The organism is Microbacterium sp. SSM24 (assembly GCF_025989145.1).
In the GTDB taxonomy this organism is placed as follows: domain Bacteria; phylum Actinomycetota; class Actinomycetes; order Actinomycetales; family Microbacteriaceae; genus Microbacterium.
In genome coordinates, this window is sequence record NZ_JAPDNQ010000001.1 from 298,810 (window position 1) to 324,200 (window position 25,391).

At 70.0% G+C, this 25,391-nt stretch carries 30 protein-coding genes; 13 read left to right on the forward strand and 17 right to left on the reverse strand.

Annotated features, from left to right (window positions below; all coding sequences use genetic code 11):
- Positions 1-27: 27 nt before the first annotated feature.
- Complete coding sequence (locus OL358_RS01365) at positions 28-495, forward strand: GNAT family N-acetyltransferase (protein ID WP_264708145.1); 468 nt, start codon at positions 28-30, stop codon at positions 493-495.
- On the opposite strand, the gene ispD is transcribed toward OL358_RS01365, so the two are convergent.
- Both ispD and OL358_RS01375 read right to left on the reverse strand, forming a co-directional pair.
- Positions 496-1,701 (reverse strand): 2-C-methyl-D-erythritol 4-phosphate cytidylyltransferase, encoded by a 1,206-nt coding sequence (ispD, locus tag OL358_RS01370; protein WP_264708146.1) that lies wholly within the window; start codon positions 1,699-1,701, stop codon positions 496-498. It lies immediately after the preceding gene.
- A 38-nt stretch (positions 1,702-1,739) separates the two neighbouring features.
- Positions 1,740-2,222: a CarD family transcriptional regulator gene (locus OL358_RS01375; protein WP_127476223.1), complete on the reverse strand. Its 483-nt coding sequence runs from the start codon at positions 2,220-2,222 to the stop codon at positions 1,740-1,742.
- A 145-nt stretch (positions 2,223-2,367) separates the two neighbouring features.
- Between OL358_RS01375 and OL358_RS01380 the strand changes: the two genes are divergently transcribed.
- Complete coding sequence (locus tag OL358_RS01380; RefSeq protein ID WP_264708147.1) at positions 2,368-2,841, forward strand: DNA modification methylase; 474 nt, start codon at positions 2,368-2,370, stop codon at positions 2,839-2,841.
- Positions 2,842-2,904: 63 nt separating this feature from the next.
- Here the strand turns inward: OL358_RS01380 and OL358_RS01385 are convergent, their stop codons facing one another.
- A complete protein-coding gene (locus OL358_RS01385) occupies positions 2,905-3,588 on the reverse strand; it encodes a response regulator transcription factor (protein ID WP_264708148.1) in 684 nt (227 codons plus the stop codon).
- On the reverse strand, positions 3,585-4,802 hold the full coding sequence (locus OL358_RS01390) for a sensor histidine kinase (RefSeq protein WP_264708149.1): 1,218 nt from the start codon (positions 4,800-4,802) through the stop codon (positions 3,585-3,587). The genes OL358_RS01385 and OL358_RS01390 overlap by 4 nt, the downstream gene beginning before the upstream one ends.
- Positions 4,803-4,967: 165 nt before the next feature.
- Here OL358_RS01390 and phoU point away from each other — a divergent pair, with 165 nt between their 5' ends.
- The gene (gene phoU / locus OL358_RS01395) at positions 4,968-5,648 is read left to right on the forward strand and encodes a phosphate signaling complex protein PhoU (protein ID WP_264708150.1); all 681 of its coding nucleotides are present in this window, start codon (positions 4,968-4,970) and stop codon (positions 5,646-5,648) included.
- A gap of 57 nt (positions 5,649-5,705) precedes the next feature.
- Here the strand turns inward: phoU and OL358_RS01400 are convergent, their stop codons facing one another.
- Positions 5,706-6,455 (reverse strand): phosphoglyceromutase, encoded by a 750-nt coding sequence (locus tag OL358_RS01400; RefSeq protein ID WP_264708151.1) that lies wholly within the window; start codon positions 6,453-6,455, stop codon positions 5,706-5,708.
- Between the two features lie 63 nt (positions 6,456-6,518).
- On the opposite strand from OL358_RS01400, the gene OL358_RS01405 reads away from it, so the two are divergent.
- Complete coding sequence (locus tag OL358_RS01405) at positions 6,519-7,337, forward strand: class I SAM-dependent methyltransferase (RefSeq protein WP_264708152.1); 819 nt, start codon at positions 6,519-6,521, stop codon at positions 7,335-7,337.
- A 25-nt stretch (positions 7,338-7,362) separates the two neighbouring features.
- On the opposite strand, the gene OL358_RS01410 is transcribed toward OL358_RS01405, so the two are convergent.
- Positions 7,363-8,142 (reverse strand): DeoR/GlpR family DNA-binding transcription regulator, encoded by a 780-nt coding sequence (locus tag OL358_RS01410; RefSeq protein WP_413631327.1) that lies wholly within the window; start codon positions 8,140-8,142, stop codon positions 7,363-7,365.
- Positions 8,143-8,166: 24 nt separating this feature from the next.
- Between OL358_RS01410 and OL358_RS01415 the strand changes: the two genes are divergently transcribed.
- Positions 8,167-8,556: a DUF4406 domain-containing protein gene (locus OL358_RS01415; protein WP_264708153.1), complete on the forward strand. Its 390-nt coding sequence runs from the start codon at positions 8,167-8,169 to the stop codon at positions 8,554-8,556.
- Here the strand turns inward: OL358_RS01415 and OL358_RS01420 are convergent.
- From OL358_RS01420 to OL358_RS01435, 4 genes are all read right to left on the reverse strand, one after another.
- Positions 8,553-9,653, reverse strand: a complete 1,101-nt coding sequence (locus OL358_RS01420) for an FUSC family protein (RefSeq protein ID WP_264708154.1) — start codon at positions 9,651-9,653, stop codon at positions 8,553-8,555. The genes OL358_RS01415 and OL358_RS01420 overlap by 4 nt on opposite strands.
- A gap of 22 nt (positions 9,654-9,675) precedes the next feature.
- Positions 9,676-10,785 (reverse strand): YgfZ/GcvT domain-containing protein, encoded by a 1,110-nt coding sequence (locus OL358_RS01425; RefSeq protein ID WP_413631328.1) that lies wholly within the window; start codon positions 10,783-10,785, stop codon positions 9,676-9,678.
- Positions 10,782-11,378: an FABP family protein gene (locus OL358_RS01430; protein WP_264708156.1), complete on the reverse strand. Its 597-nt coding sequence runs from the start codon at positions 11,376-11,378 to the stop codon at positions 10,782-10,784. The genes OL358_RS01425 and OL358_RS01430 overlap by 4 nt, the downstream gene beginning before the upstream one ends.
- A 148-nt stretch (positions 11,379-11,526) precedes the next feature.
- Positions 11,527-11,817: a hypothetical protein gene (locus OL358_RS01435; RefSeq protein ID WP_264708157.1), complete on the reverse strand. Its 291-nt coding sequence runs from the start codon at positions 11,815-11,817 to the stop codon at positions 11,527-11,529.
- Positions 11,818-11,955: 138 nt separating this feature from the next.
- Between OL358_RS01435 and OL358_RS01440 the strand changes: the two genes are divergently transcribed.
- The 7 genes from OL358_RS01440 to pstB all read left to right on the forward strand — a co-directional run bounded on the left by OL358_RS01440 (position 11,956) and on the right by pstB (position 20,060).
- Positions 11,956-12,654 (forward strand): winged helix-turn-helix domain-containing protein, encoded by a 699-nt coding sequence (locus OL358_RS01440; RefSeq protein WP_264708158.1) that lies wholly within the window; start codon positions 11,956-11,958, stop codon positions 12,652-12,654.
- 50 nt (positions 12,655-12,704) lie between these two features.
- Positions 12,705-14,867: an RNA degradosome polyphosphate kinase gene (locus OL358_RS01445; RefSeq protein ID WP_264708159.1), complete on the forward strand. Its 2,163-nt coding sequence runs from the start codon at positions 12,705-12,707 to the stop codon at positions 14,865-14,867.
- Positions 14,864-15,802 carry an NUDIX hydrolase gene (locus OL358_RS01450; RefSeq protein WP_264708161.1) on the forward strand — a complete coding sequence of 313 codons (939 nt, stop codon included), beginning with the start codon at positions 14,864-14,866 and terminating at the stop codon, positions 15,800-15,802. Before OL358_RS01445 ends, OL358_RS01450 begins: the two co-directional genes overlap by 4 nt.
- Positions 15,803-16,000: 198 nt before the next feature.
- On the forward strand, positions 16,001-17,110 hold the full coding sequence (locus OL358_RS01455; RefSeq protein ID WP_264708162.1) for a phosphate ABC transporter substrate-binding protein PstS: 1,110 nt from the start codon (positions 16,001-16,003) through the stop codon (positions 17,108-17,110).
- Between the two features lie 78 nt (positions 17,111-17,188).
- Entirely contained in the window at positions 17,189-18,130 is a 942-nt protein-coding gene (pstC, locus tag OL358_RS01460; RefSeq protein WP_264708163.1) for a phosphate ABC transporter permease subunit PstC, read from the forward strand.
- Position 18,131: 1 nt separating this feature from the next.
- Positions 18,132-19,238 (forward strand): phosphate ABC transporter permease PstA, encoded by a 1,107-nt coding sequence (pstA, locus tag OL358_RS01465; protein ID WP_264708164.1) that lies wholly within the window; start codon positions 18,132-18,134, stop codon positions 19,236-19,238.
- A 42-nt stretch (positions 19,239-19,280) separates the two neighbouring features.
- Positions 19,281-20,060, forward strand: coding sequence for a phosphate ABC transporter ATP-binding protein PstB (gene pstB / locus OL358_RS01470; protein ID WP_264708165.1), 780 nt, complete (start codon positions 19,281-19,283; stop codon positions 20,058-20,060).
- Positions 20,061-20,108: 48 nt separating this feature from the next.
- On the opposite strand, the gene OL358_RS01475 is transcribed toward pstB, so the two are convergent.
- Positions 20,109-20,666, reverse strand: coding sequence for a TetR/AcrR family transcriptional regulator (locus OL358_RS01475; RefSeq protein ID WP_264708166.1), 558 nt, complete (start codon positions 20,664-20,666; stop codon positions 20,109-20,111).
- Between the two features lie 70 nt (positions 20,667-20,736).
- Here OL358_RS01475 and OL358_RS01480 point away from each other — a divergent pair, with 70 nt between their 5' ends.
- Complete coding sequence (locus OL358_RS01480) at positions 20,737-21,189, forward strand: DUF2867 domain-containing protein (protein ID WP_264708167.1); 453 nt, start codon at positions 20,737-20,739, stop codon at positions 21,187-21,189.
- 1 nt (position 21,190) lies between these two features.
- On the opposite strand, the gene OL358_RS01485 is transcribed toward OL358_RS01480, so the two are convergent.
- The 6 genes from OL358_RS01485 to sigK form a co-directional block, all read right to left on the reverse strand.
- Complete coding sequence (locus OL358_RS01485) at positions 21,191-22,078, reverse strand: aminodeoxychorismate lyase (protein WP_264708168.1); 888 nt, start codon at positions 22,076-22,078, stop codon at positions 21,191-21,193.
- Positions 22,079-22,229: 151 nt separating this feature from the next.
- Positions 22,230-22,868 (reverse strand): DNA-directed RNA polymerase subunit beta, encoded by a 639-nt coding sequence (locus OL358_RS01490; RefSeq protein WP_264708169.1) that lies wholly within the window; start codon positions 22,866-22,868, stop codon positions 22,230-22,232.
- A 164-nt stretch (positions 22,869-23,032) separates the two neighbouring features.
- On the reverse strand, positions 23,033-23,440 hold the full coding sequence (locus tag OL358_RS01495) for a VOC family protein (protein WP_264708170.1): 408 nt from the start codon (positions 23,438-23,440) through the stop codon (positions 23,033-23,035).
- A 67-nt stretch (positions 23,441-23,507) separates the two neighbouring features.
- Positions 23,508-23,909, reverse strand: coding sequence for a helix-turn-helix transcriptional regulator (locus tag OL358_RS01500; RefSeq protein ID WP_264708171.1), 402 nt, complete (start codon positions 23,907-23,909; stop codon positions 23,508-23,510).
- Between the two features lie 34 nt (positions 23,910-23,943).
- Complete coding sequence (locus OL358_RS01505; protein ID WP_264710206.1) at positions 23,944-24,780, reverse strand: anti-sigma factor; 837 nt, start codon at positions 24,778-24,780, stop codon at positions 23,944-23,946.
- Entirely contained in the window at positions 24,780-25,382 is a 603-nt protein-coding gene (gene sigK, locus OL358_RS01510; RefSeq protein ID WP_264708173.1) for an ECF RNA polymerase sigma factor SigK, read from the reverse strand. Before sigK ends, OL358_RS01505 begins: the two co-directional genes overlap by 1 nt.
- Between the last annotated feature and the right edge of the window lie 9 nt (positions 25,383-25,391).

The window sequence follows — 25,391 nt, forward strand, 5'->3', positions numbered from 1 at the left end:
ACGCGCCCGTGGCACACTGCTGACGACATGCAGAACACGATCCAGATCCAGCAGGACGACCTCAGCGGCGAGGCGACGCGGCGCCTCATCGCGCGGCACCTCGCCGGCATGCACGACACGTCTCCGCCCGAGAGCGTCCACGCACTCGACCTCGATGCGCTGAGCGATCCCTCGGTCTCGTTCTGGTCGGCGTCGATCGACGGGGAGCTGGCCGGCATCGGCGCGCTCAAGGCGATCGATGCGGCGCGCGGCGAACTGAAGTCGATGCGCGTGGACGACCGCTTCCTCGGAGCCGGCGTGGGCAGGACGCTGCTGCGTCACATCGTCGCCGCGGCGCGCGAGCGCGGAATGACGAGCCTGTGGCTCGAGACCGGGTCGACCGAGGAGTTCGTGCCGGCCCAGCGCCTGTACGCGAGCGAGGGGTTCGTCGAGTGCGGGCCGTTCGAGGGCTACGCGCCCGATCCGTTCTCGGTCTTCATGACCCGCGAGATCTGATCAGGCCCGCACGACGAGCGCCGTCGCGAATGCCGCGACGCCCTCGCCCCGGCCCGTGAACCCGAGTCCGTCGGTCGTCGTGGCCGACACCGAGACGGGCGCCCCGCCGAGCGCGGCGGAGAGCACGGATTCCGCCTCGGCGCGACGCGCGGCGAACCGCGGACGATTCGCCTGCACCTGCACCGAGACGTTCCCGACGCGCCATCCGGCTTCGCCGAGAAGGCTCAGGGTGCGGGCGAGGAAGACATCGGCGTGCGCGCCGGCGTACTCGGGATGATCGGTGCCGAACAGCGTGCCGATGTCGCCCAGCCCTGCGGCCGCCAGCAGGGCGTCCACGATGGCGTGCGCGACCGCGTCGCCGTCGGAGTGACCCGAGAGCGCCGGTTCGCCCGCCCATTCCAGCCCCGCGAGCCACAGCGCGCCATCGCCGCCGAAGGCGTGGACGTCGGTGCCGACGCCCACCCTGGGCACGGCGACGTCGTGTTCGAGACGGGCCGAGACGGGCGCGATGGGGGTGTTCGCCACGAGGCTGCGCGCTCGGTCGAGGTCCGCCGGGGTGGTGATCTTGAAGGCGAGCGGATGCCCCGGCACGGCCGCGACGGTGTGTCCGGCATCCGCCACCAGGGCGGCGTCGTCGGTGAACTCCCGCGAGGCGCCGCGGTAGGCGGCATCCAGCACCTCGCGACGGAAGCCCTGCGGGGTCTGCGCAGCCGCCAGCTCGGAGCGATCGACCACGCCGACGATGTCCTCGCCTTCGACCCGTTTGATCGTGTCGATCACGGGGAGCACCGGCACGGCGCCGTCGCGTCCGCCGTCGATCGCGCCGATCACGCGCTCGAACACCTCGGGAGGGGTCAGCGCACGGGCCGCGTCGTGCACGAGCACGACCTCGATGTCGCCCCACAGCGCCCGCAGTCCGGCGGCGACGGACGCCTGGCGCGTGTCACCGCCGACGACCACGGTCAGCAGGTCGCGGCGGTCGCCCGCCGCCTCGAGGGCCTCGCTGCGGGCATCGCCCTCGCGACCTGCCGGCGCGACGACCACCACCTGTGCGGAAGGCGCGCGGAAGACGCGCTCCAGCGCGTGGCGGAGGATGGTGTGCCCGTCGATGCCGACGAAGCCCTTCGGCGCGCCAGCACCAAGACGCGTGCCGGACCCGGCCGCGACCACGATGATGCCGACACGAGGAACGGGTGCGATGGTCACGCGACCACGCTAGCGGGTGCGCTGCACCCGCTCATCCGTCAGGACGCGAGGACCTCGTCGAGGATGACGCTGGCCTTCTCTTCGTCGGTCTTCTCGGCGAGCGCGAGCTCGGAGATGAGGATCTGCTTCGCCTTCGCGAGCATCCGCTTCTCACCAGCGGACAGGCCGCGGTCCTGATCGCGGCGCCACAGGTCGCGCACGACCTCGCTCACCTTGATGACATCACCGGACGCGAGCTTCTCGAGGTTCGCCTTGTAGCGGCGCGACCAGTTCGTGGGCTCTTCCGTGAAGGGGGCGCGCAGCACCTCGAAGACCTTGTCGAGGCCTTCCTTGCCGATGACGTCGCGGACACCGACCAGATCGACGTTCTCTGCAGGGACCTCGATGATGAGATCGCCCTGGGTCACGTTGAGCTTGAGATACTTCTTCGTCTCGCCCTTGATGATCCGGTCTTTGACCTCGATGATCGTTGCCGCGCCGTGGTGGGGGTAAACGACCGTCTCGCCAACCTCAAAAAGCATGGAGTTATGTCCTTTCGGCAACCTCCAGGATACCACAGGCGACATACGCTAAGGTTCGCCGTCCACGCGTCGGCGACGCGCCTCACGACACCCGCAGGGAACCCCTAGAATGCTGAGGAAGCCGTCATCCGTCCTGGGAGGACCCGTGAAACCCCGTCACCTCGCGTCGATCGCCGTCGCAACCGCTCTGGTTCTCGGCACGACGGGCTGCAGCATGATCTCGCCCCAGGCGACGACGATCGCCTACTCGGCTGCCGAGGGCGTCAACGTCTACGACGCCGGCCCCCTCGACGTGCGCAACGCGTTCATCGTGGCGACCGACGACGGCGACACGGGCAACTTCGTGGCCGCGATCGTCAACGACACCGACGAGCCCCACACCCTGCGCATCGAGCTCGGCGAGGGGTCCTCCACGATCCCCCTCACCGTCCGGGTGCCCGCGCGCACCACGATCAGCCTCGGAGCCGACGGTGAGGACCCCATCCTCGTCGAAGGCCTCGACACGCCTCCCGGCGCCGACATCCCCGGCTACTTCCAGTCCGGCGACGAGAAGGGCGACCTCATCTCGGTGCCCGTCCTCGACGGAGCGCTCCCTTACCTGGCGCCGCTCGTCCCCTGACGACCGTCCGAACGACAGAGCCCGCCCGCGCAGTTCGCGCGAGGCGGGCTCTGTCGTTCCGGCTCAGCCCTCGAAGCGATAGCCGAGGCCGCGCACCGTCACGAGCATCTCCGGGGTTCCGGGGCTCAGCTCGATGCGCGAGCGGATGCGCTTGATGTGCACATCGAGCGTTTTGGTGTCGCCGAAGTAGTCGCTCCCCCACACGCGATCGATGAGCTGACCGCGCGTGAGCACGCGCCCGGCGTTGCGCATCAGCACCTCGAGAAGCTCGAATTCCTTGAGGGGCATGCTGATCTCGGACCCCTCGACGGCGACGGTGTGACGGTCGATGTCGAGCACGACGCGTCCGCCCTCCAGCACACGGTCGTCGAGGTCGGCATCCACCTGCGCGAAGCGCCGCAGCACCGCCCGCATGCGGGCGAGCAGCTCGCGCGCGGAGTACGGCTTGGTCACATAGTCGTCGGCGCCGAGCTCGAGACCCACGACGATGTCGACCTCGGAGTCCTTCGCGGTCAGCATGATGACGGGGACCGAGGACGAAGCGCGGATCTGACGGCACACCTCGGTGCCCGGCATCCCCGGCAGCATGAGATCGAGCAGCACGATGTCGGCACCCTTCTCCCGGAAGGCCACGAGCGCGGCGGGGCCGTCCTCGGCGATGTCGACCTCGAATCCTTCCCGACGCAGCAGGTAGGCCAGCGGGTCGGCGAGGTCCGGTTCGTCCTCGACGATCAGAACGCGGGTCATGCGGATTCTCCATTCAGGGGAAGGGGTCGGGATGCCTCGGCGGCGTCGCGCTTCTTCTTGCGGCCGCGCTTGGGCACGGCCCGCTCGATCGGCGCGGGCGTCCCGGGGAGTCGGATGGTGAACGTCGATCCGCGGCCGGGACGCGACCACAGCCGCACCTCGCCGCCGTGACGCTGGACGGCATGCTTGACGATCGACAGGCCCAGGCCGCTCCCGCCGGTGCGGCGGGCACGCGCCGGATCGGAGCGGTAGAACCGCTCGAACACACGGTCCTGCTCGCCCTCGGCGATGCCGATCCCGCGGTCGGTCACGGCGATCTCGACGACGCCGTCGACCAGTTTGACGCCCACGCCGACGCTGGAGCCCTTGGGCGAGTACGCGATCGCATTGGCGACGAGGTTGCCGACGGCCTCGCTCAGCACCTGCGCGTCGCCGCGCACGTACAGTCCGCGCGTGCCTCCGCGCACCACCTCGACCCCGGCCGAGTCGGCCTGGATCGCGTGGGCGTCGAGCGACGCCGCGACGACCTCGTCGATCGAGACGTCGCGCTCCTCGGTGAGGTCCTCCGAGGACTGCAGGCGGGACAGGTTCATGATGCGCGAGGTCAGCAGGCCGAGACGGTTCGCCTCGGCCGTGAGCCGCGCCGCGAAGATGCGCACCTGGGGCGGATCGTCGGCAGCCGACTCGATCGCCTCGGCGAGCAGGCTCACCGCGCCCACCGGAGTCTTGAGCTCGTGGCTCGTATTGGCGACGAAGTCTCGGCGCATCTGCTCGACGCGCTCGCGCTCGGTGATGTCGCGCAGCACCAGCAGCGTGAGCCGCGGCGAGATGCGCGTCGCCCGCACGACCACGAGGCGCGGCTCCGCAGGCGGGGCGCCGCGCCGGAGGCGGATCGTCTCCGTCGCGGCGCCGTCCGCATCGCGCGCGGCGCGCGCGACGGCGCGCAGCTCGTCGCCGGGCACGGAGCGCCCCTCGACGAAGTGGAAGGGCGCGGCAGGCGCGGATGCGGCGAGCACCGTGAACGAGGCATCGATGACGATCGCGGCATCATCCATGCCGTGGAGCACCTCGCGCACCCCTTCGGGGATGGCCAGCGAAGTCTCCGCCCTGGCACGATCACGCGCTCGCAGCGAGGTGACGATGACCGCGGAGACGGAGCCCCCGATGACGACGCCGGCGAGGAGGGCGAGCAGCGCGAGCTGCGTCGTATCCATGTTCACAGCGTAGAGGGAGCGCGACGGCCCGGCCCGCCACGAGACCGGAGTCCTGCGGGCGCGGCGGGTACTATTCACCGCGGTGGCACCGTTCGTTAACCTTCGCTGGCGACAATCGCCACGGATCGGGGTGGCAGGTGCTGCCCGAGTCACGAAAGGTGCGTCATGCGCGAAGTCTTCCACCAGTCGCTCGAGGATGTGCAGAGCCGTCTCGTCGAGATCGCCGAGCTCGTCACGGTCGCCATCGACAAGGCGACCCGTGCGTTCAGCACGAGCGACGTGTCGCTGGCCGAGGAGGTCATCGAGAACGACGCCGTCATCGACGAGAAGGCCGTCGCCCTCGACGAACTCGCGATCGAGATCCTCGCGCGTCAGCAGCCCGTCGCCCGTGACCTGCGCATCGTCGTCAGCGCCCTGCGGATGAGCGCCTCGCTGGAGCGGATGGGCGACATCGCCGAGCACATCGCTCAGCTCACCCGCATGCGGTTCCCCGAGCGCGCGATCCCCAAGGGCCTCAAATCCACGTTCACGAAGATGGGCGAGCTCGATGTCGAGGTGGCGCGCCAGCTCACCGAGCTCCTCCGCACGCAGGACCTCGCCGTGACCGAGCAGATCCGCAACGCCGACGACGAGATCGACGACCTGCACGTGTCGGTCTTCGAGAAGGTGCTCAGCGACAGCTGGCAGGGCGAGGCATCCGCCACCGTCGACGCGACCCTCGCGAGCCGTTACCACGAGCGCTTCGCAGACCACGCCGTCTCGGTGGCGAAGAAGGTCGCCTACCTCTCGACCGGCGACTGGACGCCCGCGACCGACGCCCTGGACGTCATCCAGCCCCAGCCGTAGAACCGACTCACGACGAGAGGACCGGATGCCGCGGCATCCGGTCCTCTCGTCGTTACGCTACTTCTTTCCCTGCGCGGCGACGGCCGCAGCACCGGCGGCGGCCGCTTCGGGGTCGAGGTACTCGCCCGGCGCCAGGGGGCGCAGGTTCTCGTCGAGGCGGTAGACCAGCGGAATGCCGGTCGGGATGTTGAGCTCCGCGATGTCGGCGTCGCTGATCCCGTCGAGGTGCTTCACCAAGCCTCGCAGCGAGTTGCCGTGGGCCGTCACGAGGACGGTCTTGCCCGCCTGCAGGTCGGGCACGATGTCGCTGTGCCAGTACGGCAGCATGCGATCGATGACGATCTTGAGCGACTCGGTGTCGGGCACCTCGCCGTCGATGCCGACGTAGCGCGGGTCGCCCACCTGGCTGTACTGGTCGTCGGCAGGCAGCGGCGGGGGCGGAACGTCGAAGGAGCGGCGCCACAGCATGAACTGGTCGTTGCCGAACTCCTCGAGCGTCTGGGCCTTGTCCTTGCCCTGCAGAGCGCCGTAGTGACGCTCGTTGAGGCGCCATGTGCGCTTCACCGGGATCCAGAGGCGGTCGGCGGTGTCGAGGGCGATGTTCGCCGTCTGGATGGCGCGGCTGAGCACCGAGGTGTGGAGGACGTCGGGAAGGATGCCGGACTCGGCGAGCAGCTCGCCGCCGCGCGCGGCTTCGGCCTTGCCCTGGTCGGTGAGGCGGACGTCGACCCAGCCGGTGAACTGGTTCGTCTTGTTCCATTCGCTCTGGCCGTGTCGAAGGAGGATCAGGGTGTAGGGCGCGGTCATGCGCCCCATGATATCCGCGCCCCGGGGACCGCCGCGGTCGATGACGGCTGGCATCATGGGGGCATGGGCGCGCGGAGGGTCGGTCGCATCACGCGCGGCACCACCGGAACCAACCGGCTCCGCCGCATCGACCGCTGGATCGCACGGCACCCGGCGCTGCGGCGCGCGGACGATCCGCTGGTGATCGACCTCGGCTACGGCGCCAGCGGCGTGACGGCGCTCGAGCTGCAGTCCCGTCTGGCCCGCGCCCGGCCCGACGTCGAGGTGCTCGGCCTCGAGATCGACCCGGTGCGCGTCGCCCGCGCCGACGAGCAGCTCGCGGCGGTGCGCGCGGGGCTGACACCGTTCGCCCCGGATGCGCGGGTCGCGTTCGGGCTCGGCGGTTTCGAGGTGCCCGTCGGCGCCGCGCGCCGCCCCGCGGTGATCCGGGCGTTCAACGTGCTACGGCAGTACGGCGAGCCCGAAGTGGCCCCAGCCTGGGCGTCGATGGCCTCACGGCTCGCGCCGGGCGGCCTCCTCGTCGAGGGGACGTGCGACGAGCTCGGGCGCATCGTGACGTGGGTCGCGCTCGACCACGAGGGCACGCCCCAGACGTTCACGATCTCGCTGCGCCTGGCCGGGTTGGAGCATCCGTCCGTCGCCGCGGAGCGGCTCCCCAAGGCTCTCATCCACCGCAACGTCCCCGGCGAGCGCGTGCATGCCCTGCTGAACGCCCTCGACGCGGAATGGGACCGCGCCGCCGCGGTGTCGCCCTTCGGTCCCGTGGAGCGGTGGCGGTCGGCGCTCGGCGCGCTCGCGCGCTCCGGCTGGCCGCTGCGCGAGCGCGCGCGCTGGAGGCTCGGCGAGCTGACTCTGCCATGGGAGGCGGTCGCCCCGCGCTGACTGCCGCGATCACTCGAGGTCGGGGTCAGCGGGAGGGGACGAGGGAGACGCCTGCGGCGGTCAGCTCCTGCGAGGTCGGGTCGTCGGCCGCAACGTCGGCGATGATGCCGGCGACGGCGTCGAACGGCAGCACGGAGTAGCGGGATGCGGTGCCGAACTTCTCCTCGCTGCCCAGCACGTAGGTCTCGGCGGCGCGCGACGCGAGGGCGCGCTTCATGGCGGCTTCCTCGGCGTCCCCGGTGGTCAGGCCGGCGGTGGCGTGGATGCCCGTGACCCCCAGGAAGAACAGATCCGCACTGATCCGGTTCGCGGATTCGACCGCGGCAGCACCCGAGGCGACGGCGGAGTGCTTGAAGAGGCGGCCGCCGATCAGGAAGATCTCGGCGTCGTGGTCGAGCAGAGCGGCGGCGATGGTGGGGCTGTGCGTGACGATGGTGCCCCGGAAGCTCTTCGGGAGCACGTCGGTCATCGCGAGCGCCGTCGTCCCGCCGTCGAGGATGACGGTGGCCCCGGGCTCGATCAGCGCAACAGCCGCTGCGGCGACGCGCCGCTTGCTGTCGGGCGCGACGGCTCGGCGCGCGGAGTAGTCGACGACAGCCGGCGAGGCGGGAAGCGCACCGCCGTAGACGCGGACGGCGAGTCCGGCGGCGTCGAGCTCCCGCAGATCTCGGCGGATGCTGTCTTCGGAGAGTCCGAGTTCGGCGGCGATCTCCTTGGCGACGATGCGCCCGTCCGCTCGCAGCCGGTCCAGAAGCAGGTCCTTGCGTGCGGCCGCCAGCATCTCGGTCCTTTCCTGTTGTTGCACGTTCTTGCTCTATTATGCATGTTTATGAGCACATCTCTGCTGATTCTGATCGCCGGCCCCTACGCGTCCGGCACCGATGGCGACCCTGAGCTGATGGCCCGGAACCTCCGGCGGCTCGAAGAGGCCGCCTGGCCGATCTTCCAGGCCGGCCACGTGCCCATGATCGGCGAATGGGTGGCGCTGCCGGTGCTGGCCAGCGCCGGGGCAAGCGGCCCGGCCGATCCACTGGCCGCGGAGGTCATGTACCCCACCGCCGCCCGCCTCCTCGAGCACTGCGATGCGGTACTGCGCCTGCCGGGTGACTCGCGCGGAGCGGATCAGGATGTCGCGATCGCGCAGGACCGCGGCATCCCGGTGTATCACTCCCTCGACGAGATCCCCGGGAGGTCAGGCGACCTCGTTGCCGCGCGCTAGATGCGCGGGACGGCGGCGCGGGAGTCCCCGGCGGACATGCCGGTGGCGGTGAGCAGATCGACCACGAGGGGCCGCATCGCCGCGATGAGGTTCTGGTCGCCCAGCGATGTGCCGGGGACGAGCGTCGACGGGTCCAGGCGAGCGGCGACGGCCACCAGCGCCGCGCGGGCCGCGGGCTCGAACGTGAGGTCGTCGAGCGAGTCCGCCACGAACCCCGCGCCGCGCACGATCTCGGCGAGCACGTCGGCGGCCACCGGGCGCGGGGCGCCGTCGTCGCACAGGTAGACCGCGCGCCGCGCCACCACGCGGAGGTTGCGCGTGGCGAGGTCGACCGATTCGCGGATGCGCTCGTGGCGCGCGAGCTCACTCCGCTGGCGCCGCAGAAAGGGCGAGATGCGCGCGATCGCCCGCCCCGATTCGAGAGAGGACTTCCAGTCGTCGAGCAGCGGCTGCAGCGCCCGGGCCTTCTCGAGGCCGCGCTCGGCGCGCAGTCGGTCTCCTCGGCGCAGCGCCTGCGTGATCGCCGCCGAGGCGCTCTCCATCGCCCCGAAGAGCTTGCGTCCGTCGCGCAGCGCGGCGCGCAGCGGGTTCCGCGGGATCAGCGCCGTCACCAGCAGCGCCGCCACCCCGCCCACGATGCCGTCGACGAGCCTCAGGAACGGCGCGGTCGCCGGGATCACCATGACGATGAGCGACTGGATCGCCGCCGCGATCGCGAAGCTCGCCTGTGGCGACAGGAACCGCGCGACCACCAGCGTGAGCCCGAGGGTGAGCCCGAGCTGCCACCAGCCGGTGCCCGCGACGAGCAGCAGCAGCTCGGCGACGAGGATGCCCACCAGCATCCCGAGCACCGTCTCGAGGACCCGACGCGGCCGGGCGTCGCGGACGAGCCCGAGGCTCGACACGGTGACGGTCGCCGCGAGAAGCGGCGCCGGATGCCCGAGGACGACGTGGGCGAAGGCGTAGGCCCCGGTGGCGGCGACCACGATCTGCACGATCGCCGTGCCGGACTCGCCGACGCGCACGAGCGCGGGCCGTGGATCGAACCGCGCCCGCCATCCCGTCGGCACCGCGCTCGTCGCGGCGGGGCCGCTCACCGGAAGACTCCGCTCCCCCGCGTCACGTCGCCGACGCGCGGCGAGACAGTCGCGTGATGCGCGGGACGTTCGCCGTGGCCCCCGCGTCCGGCGGGACGATGATCTCCTGCGCGGCCGAGATCGGACCGTCGTCGGTGTCGACGAGCAGCGTCGCATCGATCGGAGTGGAGCGCCGCACGATCGCGAGCGCGATCGGACCTTCTTCGAAGTGCATCGCGGCCGACGTGACCGACCCCACCGCGTCGTCGCCGACGCGGACCGCCGCCCCGTGCACAGGAAGGACGCTCGAGCTGCCGTCGAGCTGAAGCGCCACGAGGCGCCGCGGCGGGTGGCCGAGATTGTGCACCTTCGCCACGGTCTCCTGGCCCCGGTAGCAGCCCTTGCTGAGGTGCACGGCCGTGCGCAGCCAGTCCAGCTCGTGGGGAAGCGCACGCTCGTCGACGTCGGCAGACCACCGAGGGCGCCACGCGGCGACCCGCAGCGCGTCGGCCGCGACGAGGCCGGCGAGCGCGATCTCGCCGCGGGACGCGGCATCCGCGATGCGCTGTTCCTCGTCGCGCGTGACGATCGCCTCGGCCCAATCGCGTTCGGCGCCCGGATGCGGGTCGACGGCCGCGTACGCGTGACCACCCGGCGTGACGTCGGGCCACGGATCGGTCCAGACGAGCGGAAGGCCCGCGGGCACGGCAGGGTTCACCCCGGCGAGGCCCGCCGCCGTGCCGCCGATGACGGCGAACTCGTCGCCGGCGTCGCGCGGGTCGACCCGCAGGCGGAACCGCATCCTGCGCAGCCACGACAGCAGCCCCTCGGCGTCGGCCCGATCGACGATCAGCCACGTCGTCTCGCCGTCGTCGATGACGGATGCCGCGTGCTCGACGTGTCCCTGCGGGTCGAGGACCAGCAGCTCGGTGCTGACCCCCGGCGGGAGGGCGGCGAGCGCCTGCGAGGTGAGCGAGTCGAGCCACGAGAGGCGGTCCTCACCGGGAACGGCGAGGACCGTGCGGTCGCCGAGCGGCACCACGGCGCGGCCGGCGCCGAGTGCTCGCTGCTCGCCGAGCGGGCTGCCGACGTGCTGCAGTCCGGTCTCGTCGACCACGGCGCCGGAGAGCCCGGCGAACGGGGACCCCATCATTCCGCCCGGGCCAGGCGCGCCGACGCGTGCGCGCCGAGCTCCTCGCCGAGCGCGGCCATGTCCCACGCCCACAGCAGGTGTCCGTCGACGAGCCCGTACATGCGGGTCGCAGCGGAGTAGGTCTTCGCGCCGGCCGGTCGCACGACCGCGTCGGTCGCGATGTCGATGCGCGGGCCGCGGATCTGTCCGAGGTAGAGCTCGCTCACGCCGTCCGCGTGCACGAGGACGACCTCGATGTCGAAGCCGCCTTCGGCGTTGCGCAGCAGCTCGACGTCGTCGGCGGTGCGGGGCGGGGCCGTGCCGAGGGCCGGCAGCAGGCCGGGGCCGGCGTCCGCGTCGCCCGCAGGCCGCGAGAGCCGCCAGTAGCCCATCTCGGCCACGAGCGGCGTGCGGGTGTCGCCCTCACCGTGGAGCCACGCGTTCGCGGAGTAGTTCAGGTAGTCGCCGCCGTCATGGCTGAAGCTGACGCGGTGGGTGAACTCGCCCGCGTAGGCATGGCCGGCGTAATCGATGACCCCGGTGCCCTCCCAGACGCCGACGAGCCACGAGAGAGGCGCGAGATCCGCGGGAAGGTCGGTCGGCAGGTCGAACACGGCGCGGCCGATCAGCGCTGGCCGCGGTACAGGTTCTTCAGGACGACGACCGAGACGAAGGCGATCGCGAGCGTCGCCAGACCGAGCAGACCCACGAAGAACATCTCGAGCGCGAAGAGATCCATGGGTCCAGTCTAGCCAGGCCGATTCAGCCCGGGACGATCGAGGCCAGGCCGAAGCCGAGGCTGATGACGCCCATGACCAGGAGTGCGCCCAGCGCGCTCGCGGCGACCCGTTCGGTGAACCCCTGCGAGCGACCTCCCCACAGCTGGATGGCGAACGCGAGGATGAGGCATCCGCCCAGTCCGACGGCGAGCCACTGCGCACGCCACGCGTCTCCCGCCAGCACGCCGACGAGCACGCCGATCACGGCAGCGACGACCCACACGGCGATGATGCCGCCGAGAGTGCGACGGGGAGCGAGTTCAGGCACGGCCACGCGCCCATTCTCGCCCACGACGCAGCGAGATGCACCACTGGGACGGATGTCGCGCAGCATCCGTCCGCGGAGCGGCCCGTCCGCCACGCCCTACACTGGGGGCAACGGCGTGCCCCCGCGCGCCGGGAAGGCGACGCTTTGGCACAGCTCCTGGTTCTGAGCTCCGCGCACGGAGCCGGTCCCGTCCTGCCCTCGCTCGAACTGCTGAGCCACCGTGTGCGCCAGATCCCCGCGGAACCCGCGCAGCTGGTGAACGCACCGAGCGCCGACGTCATCTTCGTCGATGCGCGCATCGATCTCGTCGGCGCCAAGTCGCTGTGCAAGATCCTCAACACCACGGGCCTCGACGCGCCGCTGCTGCTGGTCGTCACGGAGGGCGGACTGACCGCCGTGTCGACGGACTGGGGCATCGACGACGTCATCCTGATGAACGCCGGACCCGCCGAGGTCGACGCGCGGGTGCGCCTCGCGATCGGACGGATGAGCCAGGAGCAGGTCTCGACCCGCATCCAGACGTCGGGCATCACGATCGACGAGGCGTCGTACTCGGCCAAGGTGCACGGCAAGCCGCTCGACCTCACGTACAAGGAGTTCCAGCTCCTCCACTTCTTCGCGACCCATCCGTCGCGCGTGTTCACCCGCGAACAGCTGCTGAGCGAGGTGTGGGGCTACGACTACTTCGGGGGCACGCGCACGGTCGACGTGCACGTGCGACGTCTGCGCGCGAAACTCGGCGACCTGGAGCAGCTGATCGGCACCGTCCGCAACGTCGGCTATCGCTTCAACGTCTACGAGGACGACCAGATCCCCTCGCCGCGCGAGCGCACGGGCGCCTGACACCGGACCCCGTTCACACTCTCGTCACCTGTCCCTGCAATGATGAGGGGATGATCGATCACGAGGTGCTCGACGCGGGGCTCGGCGACGCGGACGACGACGACTTCGACCTGGACGAAGAGCAGGATGCGCAGCTCCCCGAGCACCGCTACCTGGACCGCGAGCTGAGCTGGCTCGCATTCAACCAGCGCGTGCTCGAGCTGGCCGAGGACACGAACCTCCCCGTCATCGAGCGCGCCAACTTCCTGGCGATCTTCGCGAGCAACCTCGACGAGTTCTTCATGGTGCGCGTCGCCGGACTCAAGCGCCGGATCGTGACCGGCCTCGCGGTACCCACCAATGTCGGGCGGGCGCCCGCCGAGGTGCTCGCCGACATCTCCGTCGAGGCGCACCGGCTCCAGCTCCGTCACGCGGAGGCGTGGACGAGCCAGGTCATGCCGGCCCTCGCCGAGGCGGGAGTGAACGTCGTGGCATACGACGCCCTCGACGCCGCAGACCGCGAAGCGCTCTACGAGTACTTCCAGGCGCAGGTCTTCCCCGTGCTCATGCCGCTCGCGGTCGACCCCGCCCATCCCTTCCCCTACATCTCGGGCCTCTCGCTCAACCTCGCCATCCGCATCCGCAACGCCCGCACCGGACGCCAGGAGTTCGCGCGCCTCAAGGTGCCGCCCATGCTCCCCCGCTTCGTGCAGGTGCCCTCGAGCGACGGCGCGCTGCGCTACCTGCCGCTCGAGGACCTCATCTCGAACCACCTCGACGATCTCTTCCCCGGCATGGAGGTGCTCGACCACCACGCGTTCCGCCTCACCCGCAACGAGGACGTCGCGATCGAGGAGGACGAGTCCGAGAACCTCATCCAGGCGCTCGAGGCCGAACTGCTGCGCCGCCGGTTCGGCCCGCCCATCCGGCTCGAGATCACCGACGACATGGACGAGGTCACCCTCGAACTGCTGATCCGCGAGCTCGACATCACCGCGCAGGAGGTCTACCGCCTCCCCGGCCCGCTCGACCTGCGGGGGCTGTTCGACCTGCGCATCGACCGGCCGGACCTCAAGTTCAAACCGCATGTGCCCACCACGGCGATGGCGTTCCAGCCCGGCGACAACAACGAGCGGCCCGACGTCTTCGCGTCGATCCGCAAGGGCGACGTGCTCGTGCATCACCCGTACGAGTCGTTCGCGACGAGCGTGCAGGCGTTCCTCGAGCAGGCGGCCAAGGACCCGCACGTGCTCGCCATCAAGCAGACGCTCTATCGCACGTCGGGCGACAGCCCGATCGTCGAGGCGCTGATCGATGCCGCCGAGGCCGGCAAGCAGGTGCTCGCACTCGTCGAGATCAAGGCCCGCTTCGACGAGGCGAACAACATCCTGTGGGCGCGCAAGCTCGAGAAGGCGGGCGTGCACGTCGTCTACGGACTGGTCGGCCTGAAGACCCACTGCAAGCTCGCACTCGTCATCCGCGAAGAGGGCGGCGTGCTGCGCAGCTACAGCCACATCGGCACGGGCAACTACAACCCCAAGACGAGCCGCATCTACGAGGACTTCGGCCTGTTCACCGTCGACGACCAGGTCGGACGGGACCTCACCCGACTGTTCAACGAGCTGAGCGGCTACGCGATCGAGAAGAAGTTCAAGCGCCTCCTCGTCGCCCCCCTGCACCTGCGGAAGGGACTCCTGAGACTGATCGACAAGGAGCGCCGCAACGCGCTGGCGGGCAAGCCCGCGAGCGTGCGAATCAAGGTCAACTCGATGGTCGACGAGCAGATCATCGACGCCCTCTACCGTGCGAGCCAGGCCGGTGTGAAGGTCGACGTGTGGGTGCGCGGCATCTGCTCGCTCAAGCCGGGCGTCCCCGGCATGAGCGAGAACATCCGGGTGCGGAGCATCCTGGGCCGCTACCTCGAGCATTCGCGCATCTTCTCGTTCCACAACGACGGCGACCCGCAGCTCTACATCGGCAGCGCCGACATGATGCATCGAAACCTCGATCGCCGCGTCGAGGCGCTCGTGCGCGTGACCGCACCGGCCCACGTCAAGGAGCTCGGCGACTTCTTCGACCTTGCGATGAGCGACTCCTCGAGTTCGTGGCATCTCGGCCCCGACGGCGAGTGGATCCGCCACAACGTGGGCGAGGACGGCCATCTCCTCGTCGACGTGCAGGACCGCACCATGACCACCGTGCAGCGCCGTCGGCGGGCACGCGCGGTGCGATGACGGAGACCGCGGTCTACGCCGCGGGCGGTGTCGTCTGGCGCGTCGTGGACGGCAAACTGCGCGTGCTGCTGATCCACCGCACCCGCTACCGCGACGTGACGCTCCCCAAGGGCAAGGTCGATCCCGGCGAGATGCTCGCCGAGACCGCCGTGCGCGAGATCTTCGAGGAGACCGGCATCCGTGTCGCCCTGGGCATGGCCATCGGCGTCTCGCGCTACCGGCTGCCCAGCAAGCGCACCAAGATCGTGCACTACTGGTCGGCGGAGGCGACGGATGCCGCGATCCGCGCGTCCGCCTTCGTGCCGAACAAGGAGATCGCCGCGATCGAGTGGGTGACGGCGAAGAAGGCGCGCTCCCGCCTCAGCTATCCCGTCGATGTCGAGATCCTCGAGAACTTCCTCCGCCTAGTCGACGAGGGCGTGCTGCGCACCTTCCCCATCATCGTGCTGCGCCACGCCAAGGCGCTCGCTCGCGAGGAATGGGACGGTGAGGATGCCGCGCGCCCGCTCGCACCCCGTGGCAAGAAGCAGGCGAACTCGATCGTCGGTCCGCTGCTCGCCTTCGGCGCGCGCAAGCTGGTGTCGAGTCCCGCCGTGCGCTGCATGAAGACGGTCACGCCGCTCGCCGCCGCGCTGGGCCGCAAGGTCGAGAAGACGTCGCTCATCAGTCAGGACGCGTGGGAGGACGGCGAATCCGACGCTCGCACGATCATCGGTCAGCGCGTGCGCGCACGGAAGGCCGCCGTGCTGTGCAGCCACGGTCCCGTGCTGCCCGACATCCTGTCGGAGCTCGCGCTCGCGACGGGCACGCTGCGGGGGTCCTACCTCGGCAGCGCCTCTGCGCTCGAGCCGGGCGCGTTCTCGGTCGTGCATCTCTCCGTCGAGAACCCCGGATCGGGCATCGTCGCGATCGAGACCCACATACCCAAGGTCTGAGCGACGGCCGCGCCGGCGCAGAGGTGAACGAGCGCGCATCCCGATGCATGGATGTCGGCGCTCCGTTCACCTCCCGTTTACCAGCCGAGCGCAGTCTCTTAAGAGTCCGAGCCTACGTTTCAGTGCGAACCCCGCACCGGGTTCACTACCCGAAGCCCTCTGTGGCCTCATTTCCCTGACACGTGAAGGATTCACACAGTGAAGATCTCCCGCATCGCCCAGGTGGGCGCTATCGCCGCAATCGCGGCCCTCGCCCTCGCCGGCTGCGCCTCCAACGAGACCCCGGGCGAGCCCTCGGGCTCCGCACCCGTCTCCGACCTGAAGGGCGCCATCGCCGGTGGCGGCGCTTCCTCGCAGGAAGTCGCCGTCCAGACCTGGACCGCCGGCGTCCAGGGCGCCAACCCCGACGTCGACATCACGTACGACCCCTCGGGCTCGGGTGCCGGTCGCGACTCGTTCATCGCCGGCGCCGTCCAGTTCGCCGGCTCCGACCGCGCGTTCAAGGCCGAAGAGATCACCGACAGCACCTTCGCCGGCTGCGTCGAAGACACCGACATCGTCGAGCTGCCGCTGTACATCTCGCCGATCGCCGTGATCTTCAATGTCGAGGGCGTCGAGAGCCTCGACCTCGATGCCGCCACGATCGCCGGGATCTTCGCCGGCCAGATCACGAACTGGAACGACGCCGCGATCGCCGACCAGAACCCGGACGCCACGCTGCCCGACCTCGCGATCACCCCGGTCGTGCGCTCGGACAAGTCCGGCACCACCGGCAACTTCACCGACTACCTCGCCGCGACGGCGGAGAGCGTCTGGACCTTCGGCTCGGTCGAGGAGTGGCCCGCCACGTCCGTGACCCCCGAGTCGGCGCAGGGCACCTCGGGTGTCGTCGCGGCCGTCGAGGGTGGCTCCGGCACGATCGGCTACGCCGACGCGTCGCGCGCCGGTGACCTCGGCACCGTCGCGATCAAGGTCGGCGACGAGTACATCGCGTACTCGCCCGAGGCCGCCGCGAAGGCCGCCGACGTCTCGACCCTCGAAGAGGGCCGCGGCGCAGGTGACCTCGCGATCAAGATCGACCGCACCACGACCGAGGCCGGCGCCTACCCGCTGATCCTCATCAGCTACAGCATCGCGTGCGAGCAGTACCAGGACGCAGCCGCCGCCCCGATCGTCAAGGCGTACCTCAGCTACGCCGCGTCGGTGCAGGGTCAGGATGAGGCCGCCGCCGCCGCAGGCAGCGCCCCCATCTCGGACGAGCTGCGCGACCAGGTCAACGCCGCGATCGAACTGATCGTCACGGACTGACACCACTGACCCGGCCCGGCGGCCACACCGCCGGGCCGGGTCATCCACGCCCCCGCCACCCCGGACGAACGAGACCTCATGACGACAACCACTGCGCCACCTGCGAAGACCACGCAGCGGGCCGGCGACCGCTGGTTCTCCAGAACCGCACTGTTCGCGGGATCGATGATCCTCGTGACGCTCGCGGCCGTCGCCATCTTCCTCTTCGTCCAGTCCATTCCCGGGATCACTGCGACCAGTGACAACGCGTCGATCATCACGACCAACTTCTGGGACTACGTCTGGCCCCTCGCCTTCGGCACGGTGTGGGCATCGATCCTGGCACTCATCATGGCGGTGCCCCTCGCCATCGCTGTCGCCCTCTTCATCTCTCACTACGCCCCGCGTCGACTCGCTCAGACCCTCGGCTACATCGTCGACCTGTTGGCCGCAGTCCCGTCGGTCGTCTTCGGCCTGTGGGGCATCCTGGTCCTCGCTCCCGCGGTTCAGCCCGTCTATGCCTGGTTGGTCGACAACATGGGCTGGTTCCCGCTGTTCGGCGGCCCCGTCTCGGCGACGGGCCGCACGATCTTCACGGCGGCGATCGTCCTCGCCGTCATGGTCGTGCCGATCATCACCGCGATCTGCCGCGAGATCTTCCTGCAGACGCCGGTCCTCCATGAGGAGGCGGCCCTCGCCCTGGGCGCCACCCGCTGGGAGATGGTCCGCATGTCCGTCTTCCCCTTCGCGCGCAGCGGCATCGTCTCGGCCTCGATGCTCGGCCTCGGCCGCGCGCTCGGCGAGACGATGGCCGTCGCGATGGTGCTCTCGGCCTCGGGCGTGATCACGTTCCAGCTGTTCACCGCGCGCAACCCCTCGACGATCCCGGCCAACATCGCCCTCACCTTCCCCGAAGCGTATGGAACGAACATCAACGTCCTGATCGCGACCGGCCTCATCTTGTTCATCGTCACCTTCGCTGTGAATGCGCTCGCTCGCTGGATCGTCAGTCGGCGCAAGGAATTCTCGGGAGCCAACTGACATGACGACGATCCAGACTCCCCCGCTCGCGCCTGAGGCGCCGAGCATCACCCCCTCCGCACGCCTCACCAGCGGACGCCTGCCGCGATGGGCACCGTGGGCGCTGCTCGCCGGAACCGCCGCCGTCGCGGGGCTCGTGATGGCCATGCTCACCGTCGCGAGCGGGGATGAGTTCAGCCTCGCCGGCTGGGCGATCTTCACCGCGATCGGCTACCTGATCCTCATCGCGGTGATCTCCGCGATCGTCGAGGGCCGCCGCAAGGCCGTCGACCGTGTCGTGACCGGCGTCGTGAGCATCGCCTTCCTCATCGCGATGGTCCCGCTCGTCTCGGTCGCCTACACGGTGGTCGTCAACGGCGTGGCGGCCTTCAGCGCGGAGTTCTTCACGAGCTCGATGCGCAACGTCGTCGGCGAAGGCGGAGGCATCCTCCACGCCATCGTCGGCACGCTCCTCATCACACTCGCCGCCGCCGTCATCTCGATCCCGATCGGCATCTTCACCGCGATCTACCTCGTCGAGTACGGCGCAGGCAACCGACTCGCTCGCGGCATCACGTTCCTCGTCGACGTCATGACCGGCATCCCCTCCATCGTCGCGGGCCTCTTCGCCTACTCGCTGTTCGCACTGTTCCTCGGACCGGGCATTCGCATGGGCATCATGGGCTCGATCGCCCTGTCGGTGCTGATGATCCCGGTCGTGGTCCGCTCCAGCGAGGAGATGCTGCGCCTGGTGCCGAACGAGCTTCGTGAGGCGTCGTATGCACTCGGCGTTCCGAAGTGGCTCACGATCGCCAAGGTGGTCCTCCCGACGGCCATCGCCGGAATCACGACCGGCGTCATGCTCTCCATCTCCCGCGTCATCGGCGAGACCGCGCCGCTCCTGCTCACCGCGGGCGTGGCCACCTCGATGAACTACAACCTCTTCGAGGGACGCATGATGACCCTCCCGGTGTTCGCGTACACCCAGTACATGAATCAGGGCATCCCGCCCGAGGCGTATATCGACCGGGCCTGGGGCGCCGCCCTCGTGCTGATCATCATCGTGATGGTGCTCAACCTCGTCGCGCGCCTGGTCGCAAAGATCTTCTCCCCCAAGCTGGGCCGCTGAGCCGGGCCCCCCGAAACTTCCCGAAGCGAAATCAGAGGAATCGTGTCCAAGAGCATCGAAGTCAACGATCTGAACGTCTACTACGGCGACTTCCTGGCCGTCGAGGGCGTCTCGCTCGACATCGAACCCCGCAGCGTGACCGCCTTCATCGGCCCGTCGGGCTGCGGAAAGTCGACCTTCCTGCGCACCCTCAACCGCATGCACGAGGTCATCCCCGGCGCGCGTGTCGAGGGCCAGGTGCTGCTCGACGGAAACGACCTGTACGGAGCGAACGTCGACCCGGTGCTCGTGCGCCGCCAGGTGGGCATGGTGTTCCAGCGCCCCAACCCGTTCCCCACCATGTCGATCCGCGAGAACGTGCTGGCCGGCGTGAAGCTGAACAACAAGCGCATCTCGAAGTCCGACTCCGACGCCCTCGTCGAGAAGTCGCTTCAGGGCGCGAACCTGTGGAACGAGGTCAAGGACCGCCTCGACAAGCCCGGCTCGGGTCTCTCCGGCGGTCAGCAGCAGCGTCTGTGCATCGCCCGCGCGATCGCCGTCTCGCCCGAGGTCATCCTCATGGACGAGCCGTGCTCGGCGCTCGACCCGATCTCGACCTACGCGATCGAGGAGCTCATCGGCGAGCTGAAGAACGACTACACGGTCGTCATCGTCACGCACAACATGCAGCAGGCATCGCGCGTGAGCGACAAGACGGCGTTCTTCAACATCGCCGGCACCGGCAAGCCGGGCAAGCTCATCGAGTACGACAACACCACGTCGATCTTCACGACGCCGACCGTACAGGCCACCGAGGACTACGTGTCGGGACGGTTCGGATAACGCGGCACCTCACCGAGACCCCTGCCTCCGGGCGGGGGTCTTCGTGTCTCAGGCGACGGGCGTCGTGGTTCCGGTGGCGAGCGCGCCCAGCGTGTCGACCATCGAGCGCGGGTCGGATGCGGCATCCCACCCGCTCGAGACCAGCTGCTGGTAGCCGATGACCGCCGACACGATGATGACGGCCCGACGGCGGGCCTCATCAGGCGCGACTCCGGATGCCGCGACCAGCGACGCCAGGTAGGAGACGCGTCTCTCGGTCACCGTCGACACGAAGTCTCGCACCGGCCCCGTCGCATCGGCGTAGAGCGTACGCTCCCCCGATCGCTGGCCGGTGCGGTGTGCGATCAGCTCGAGCAGACCGCCCAGCCTGGCCGAGGCCGGCCGGATGCGCTCGACCTCGGCGATGAGGTGCTCGGTCTCGAGCTCGCGCCAGCGCTCGAGGACGGCATCCACCAGCGCGGGCCGGTCAGCGAAATGCCAGTAGAACGACCCCTTCGTCGCCCCGAGGGCGCGTGCGACGGGTTCGACGGCGACGGCCGTGATGCCGTCGGCGCTGAATCGCTCGTACGCGGCGGCGATCCAGTCCTCGCGCGTGAGCCTTGCCATGTCCGTACCGTACCGTATAGTCTCACCCGTGGAATCCATACGCATGCGTATGGCTCAAGGGGGAGGTGCCATGAGGCAACCGGCATTCTGGTCGCTCGCGCTGGCCGACATCAGCGATCCCGACTACACGCAGGTGTGGATCGACGTGCTCCCGGCGCACGCCACCGCAGATCCGGCCGCATGGGCGCGCAATCTCTTCTCGCGCACGGCGCTCCCCCGCTGGCTCGCCGGCGCCATCGTCGTAGGAGCCGTGCTGCGTCGGGAGCGACGTCGGTGCGACCTGTTCGCCGTGCGGCGCGTGGAAGGCGAGGAGGCTCTCGTGGCAGTCGACGCCCGCCGCGTCGACATGCGCGTCGGCGTCGGGGTCGACGAGGAACGGGCGCTCGTGCGCGTGGTGACCGCGATGCGGTTCAAAGGGCGCGGAGCCCGGCTGTGGTCCCTGCCGCTGCGCCTCTCGCTCGCCGTGCTCATGCGCGGGATGATCTCCCGCGCGCGGCGCGAGCTCTCCGGCGTGACACGCTGATTCAGGTGCGCGGGCTGAGCAGATAGTCGTTGAAGGATGCCGTCAGCTCGACGTCGACCGGCACCGCGACGCCGTCGATGGCCGAGATCGGCGCCGCCAGACGCACGCTCGACAGCAGCCACGCAGCATCCGCCTCGGCCAGCGCTGAGACGGGGATCGTCTCGTACGCGGTGTCGTGGCCGAGCTCGGCGAGGTGCTCGAACAGACTCAGCTGCGTCGTGCCGTGAAGGATGCCGCCATTCGGCGCGGGTGTGACGAACCGGCCGCCGACGCGCAGGACGAGGGACGCGGTCGGCGCCTCCAGCACGTAGCCGTCGGAGGTGACGAACACGGCGTCGTCGGCGCCGCGCCGCTTGGCCTCGCGGATCGCCGCCATGTTGACCGCGTACGACAGCGTCTTCGCGCCGAGCAGCAGCCACGGCGCGCGCGCCGGGGTGTCGATCGCGTAGCCGCGGTCGAGGGTGACCACGCGCACGCCGCTCTCGCGCACCGCCGAGTTGTCGGCGGCCTCCGCGGCCGTGACCCACGCCGTGGGTGCGGGGCCGTGCTCGACACCGCGACTGAGGATGAGCTTGATCACGCCCTCGCCGTCCTGCGGGCAGTGCGCGGCGGCGACGGCGACCGCCTGACGCCACTGCTCCTGCTGCGGAGCGGGAAGGTCGCACAGAGCGGCCGAATGGGCGAGTCGCTCGAGGTGCGCCGTCACCTCCTGCGGGTGCCCGTGCACGACGCCGATCGACTCGAAGATGCCGTCGCCGCGCTGCGTGCTCAGCTCGCCCACGCTCAGCGCCGGGGCCGCCGGGTCGATCTCTCGGAAGGTCGACGCGAAATCCGTGCGGGGATCATCGGATGCCGCGGGCTCGAGTACGAGCGCGTAACGCCAGGTCATGCCACGAGCCTAGGGCGTCGGGAATGCCGGAACCCCTCCCTCGGTTACACTGGATCAGCCGGGCCGCAGTAACCCCGGGCTCCATCTTCTGCCGCTCCGAGCGGCTCCGCGCCGAGAGGCGTTCTGCGGCCCGGCTTCTTCGTTCCCGGACTCAGGTCAGGGCTTCGCGGCGCCACAGCGCGGCGCATGCGGCGAGGTCGGCGGCGTAGTCCGTGAGGCGCAGCGCCCGTGTCGTGAGCGCCGATGCCCGCTCGGGCTCGGTCGCGTCGTAGTCGTCGGCGAGGTGCGTCGCCCCGGCCGCCTGCACACGGCAGAACGCCGCGGCACGATCGAGGGCGACGGCGAAGTCCCCCGCGAACAGCCCGCGCAGGATCTGGTCGATCAGCGCGACGAGCTCTTCCGGCCCGGCCGGCGTCGGCGCGCCGGCGACGACCTCATCGGCTGACGAGAGCTCGGCGCGGCCGCGCTCGTAGAGGAGCGCTGCCGTGCGCGCGTCGTCGTGGATCATGAGCTGGAGCAGGTAGAGGCGCCACAGCGCCCCGGGCAGCGTCTTGGCCGGCGACCGCGACCAGAGCTCCGCGATGTCGTCGATGCCGTGCTCATCGGTGAACGCGACGAGCCGGTCGACGACCCGCCCATCGGGATCCTCGCGCACGCGCGCGAGCAGGGCATGCGCCGTGGAGTGCGCCACCCGCGAGACCTCGGCGGGATCCTCGGCGGCGAACAGCCGATCGAACAGCTCCGCCGGCCGGCGCACCGGCTTGTGAAACCCTCTGGACTCGTCGCTCACCCCGCCAAGGGTACCGTCGCCTCGAGAGGCCGGCTGCGCTCGTCGGCGTCGCGAACGGAGGAGATGTCACGAAAGGAGGACGCCGACGCGGCATCCGATCCTCGTTTCGTGACATCTCCTCCTTTCGTCGCGCGCTGCGCGGCCTCCCACGGCAGGCACACGGGTCAGACCTGGTTGATGCGGATGTGGTTGCCCGACGGATCGCGGAACGCGCAGTCGCGCGGCCCCCACGACTGCTCGATGGGCTCCTGCAGCACCTCGGCCCCGAACGCGCGCAGGCGTTCGAACGTCGCGTCGATGTCGGTGGTCGAGAAGACGTAGGGTCCGGGGCCGGATCCCTTCACCACGAGCCGCTGCAGCGCCTCCCCGTCCTCCGGGGATCGGCCCGCGGTCGGATCGGACACCACGAGCATGAGGCCCTCCTGGCCGGCGAAGCCGAAGCTCACCCACCGATGGCCGTCGTACGCGACGTCGTTGACGATGTCGAGTCCGAGACCGTCGCGGTAGAACGGGATCGCGGCCTCGACGTCGTCGACCGTGATGGGGCAGTACGCGAGAGAGATGCTGGTCATGGATGCCACGGTAGAGGAGCGTTCCCGGGTCCGCTTCTCCGATCCTGCTCCATCGGATCCCGGGTGCTCAGCGACGGGGACGAGTGAGGATCTTCGCGACGCACAGCGGCATCGCCTCGGCGGCATCGTGCGGCCGGGAGCGATACGAGCTCGGAGTCTCGCCGACGATCTCGGAGAACGTCGAGCTGAACGAACCCAGCGACGTCGCGCCCACCGCGGTGCAGGCATCCGTCACCGACGTGCCCGCGCGCAGCAGCGCCATCGCCCGCTCGATGCGCCGCGTCATGAGGTACGCGTAGGGCGTCTCGCCGTAGGCGGCCTTGAACTCGCGCGAGAAGTGCGCCGGAGACATGAGCGCCTTCGCCGCCATCGTCGGAACGTCGAGCGGTTCGGCATAGTCGCGGTCTATGAGGTCGCGGGCACGCCGAAGGTGCACGAGGGTCTCGGTCGTCTGCGGGACGGATGCCACGCCCTCACGCTACCGCCGGAGGCGGCGGCGCGAGCTACGCGGTCGGGATCTGGACGATCGGGTCCGACGTCGGCTGCCCATCGGGCGATCCGCCCTGCGGCTCGACGGTCACCGCGATGACGTCGCCGGGTTCCATGGCCCCCTCGAGGAGAGCCGTCGATCCGCCGGTCGCCGTCGGCTCGAAGGTGCCCGCCGAGACGGCGGCGCCATCGCGCACGAACCACAGCTCGAAGCTCTCGTCGTCGGCGATCTCGGGCAGCCCTGCCGACACCACGACCGCCTTGCCGACGGACTCCGACCAGTGCGCGGTCATCGTGCCGCCGTCGTCGAGCTCGGCCGTGACGGACTGGGAATCGGGTGCGGCCTCGATCTCCTGGAGCGCGACGACCTCGGGCGATCGGTTGACGAACTGATTGATGGATGCCGCGCCGAAGCCGAGCACGACCAGGACGACGATCGACGCGGCGAGGGTGAGCAGACCGCGCGTCCAGTTGCGGCGCGAGATCGCCTGGATCGTCGCCGTCGTCGGCGCGGGATCCACGGCCGGCGCCTCATCGGGATCATCGGATGCCTCGGCCTCCGCCTCGGCAGCGGTCGGCCACGTCTCGGACACCGCGGCGTCCGCCGCGGTGATGTCGGGAAGCTGTGGCATGGTCGCGATGCGGGAGAGGAGTGTCGAACGAAGCGTCAGCGGCGGAGCCTCGTCGGGGACGCCGTCGCCGAGAGCGGCCGCGGTCGCGACATCCGATTCGACCCAGTGCTCCCACTCGGGGTGTGCGGCGCGCGCCTCGTCGAACGCGCGACGGTCGGCGGGCGACAGCGCGTCGAGTGCGAAGCCGGAAGCGAGCTCGGCGAACTCCCTCTCGTCCATCACGCGGTCACCCCCATCTCGGCCCTCAGGCGGGACAAGCCGTCCCGCATCCTCGTCTTGATCGTCCCCAGTGGCGCACCCACGAGCGCCGCGATCTCGCTCTGACTGTAACCTCCGAAATACGCCAGGGTGAGAGCCTCGCGCTGCACGTCAGGCAGCGCGGTGAGCGCTGCCGTGACCTTCTCGCCCTCGATGCGGAGCTCGACCTGCTCGGCCACCCCGTCATGCGCGACGTCAAGGTCGCGGAAGCCCACACGGACATCGCGATCGGTGCTCGCCTGCGCCGACCGCACGCGGTCGACGGCCCGGCGATGCGCGATCGTGAGCACCCAGGACCTTCCCTGGCCTCTGTTCGGAGCGAAGCGCGAGGCGGATTGCCACACCTCGAGGAACACCTCCTGCAGCACTTCCTCGCTCTGCGCCCTGTCGACGAGCACGCGCAGGATGAGCCCGAACACGCGCGCGGAGATGAGGTCGTACACGCGCGCGAACGCGGTCTGATCGCCGGCGGCGACGCGCTGCAGCAGCTCGCCGACGTGGTCGACAGGTTCGGCGCCGTCCTCCGGCACGTCGATCCCATCGATCACCATAGGGACCAGCATGCCGTACTC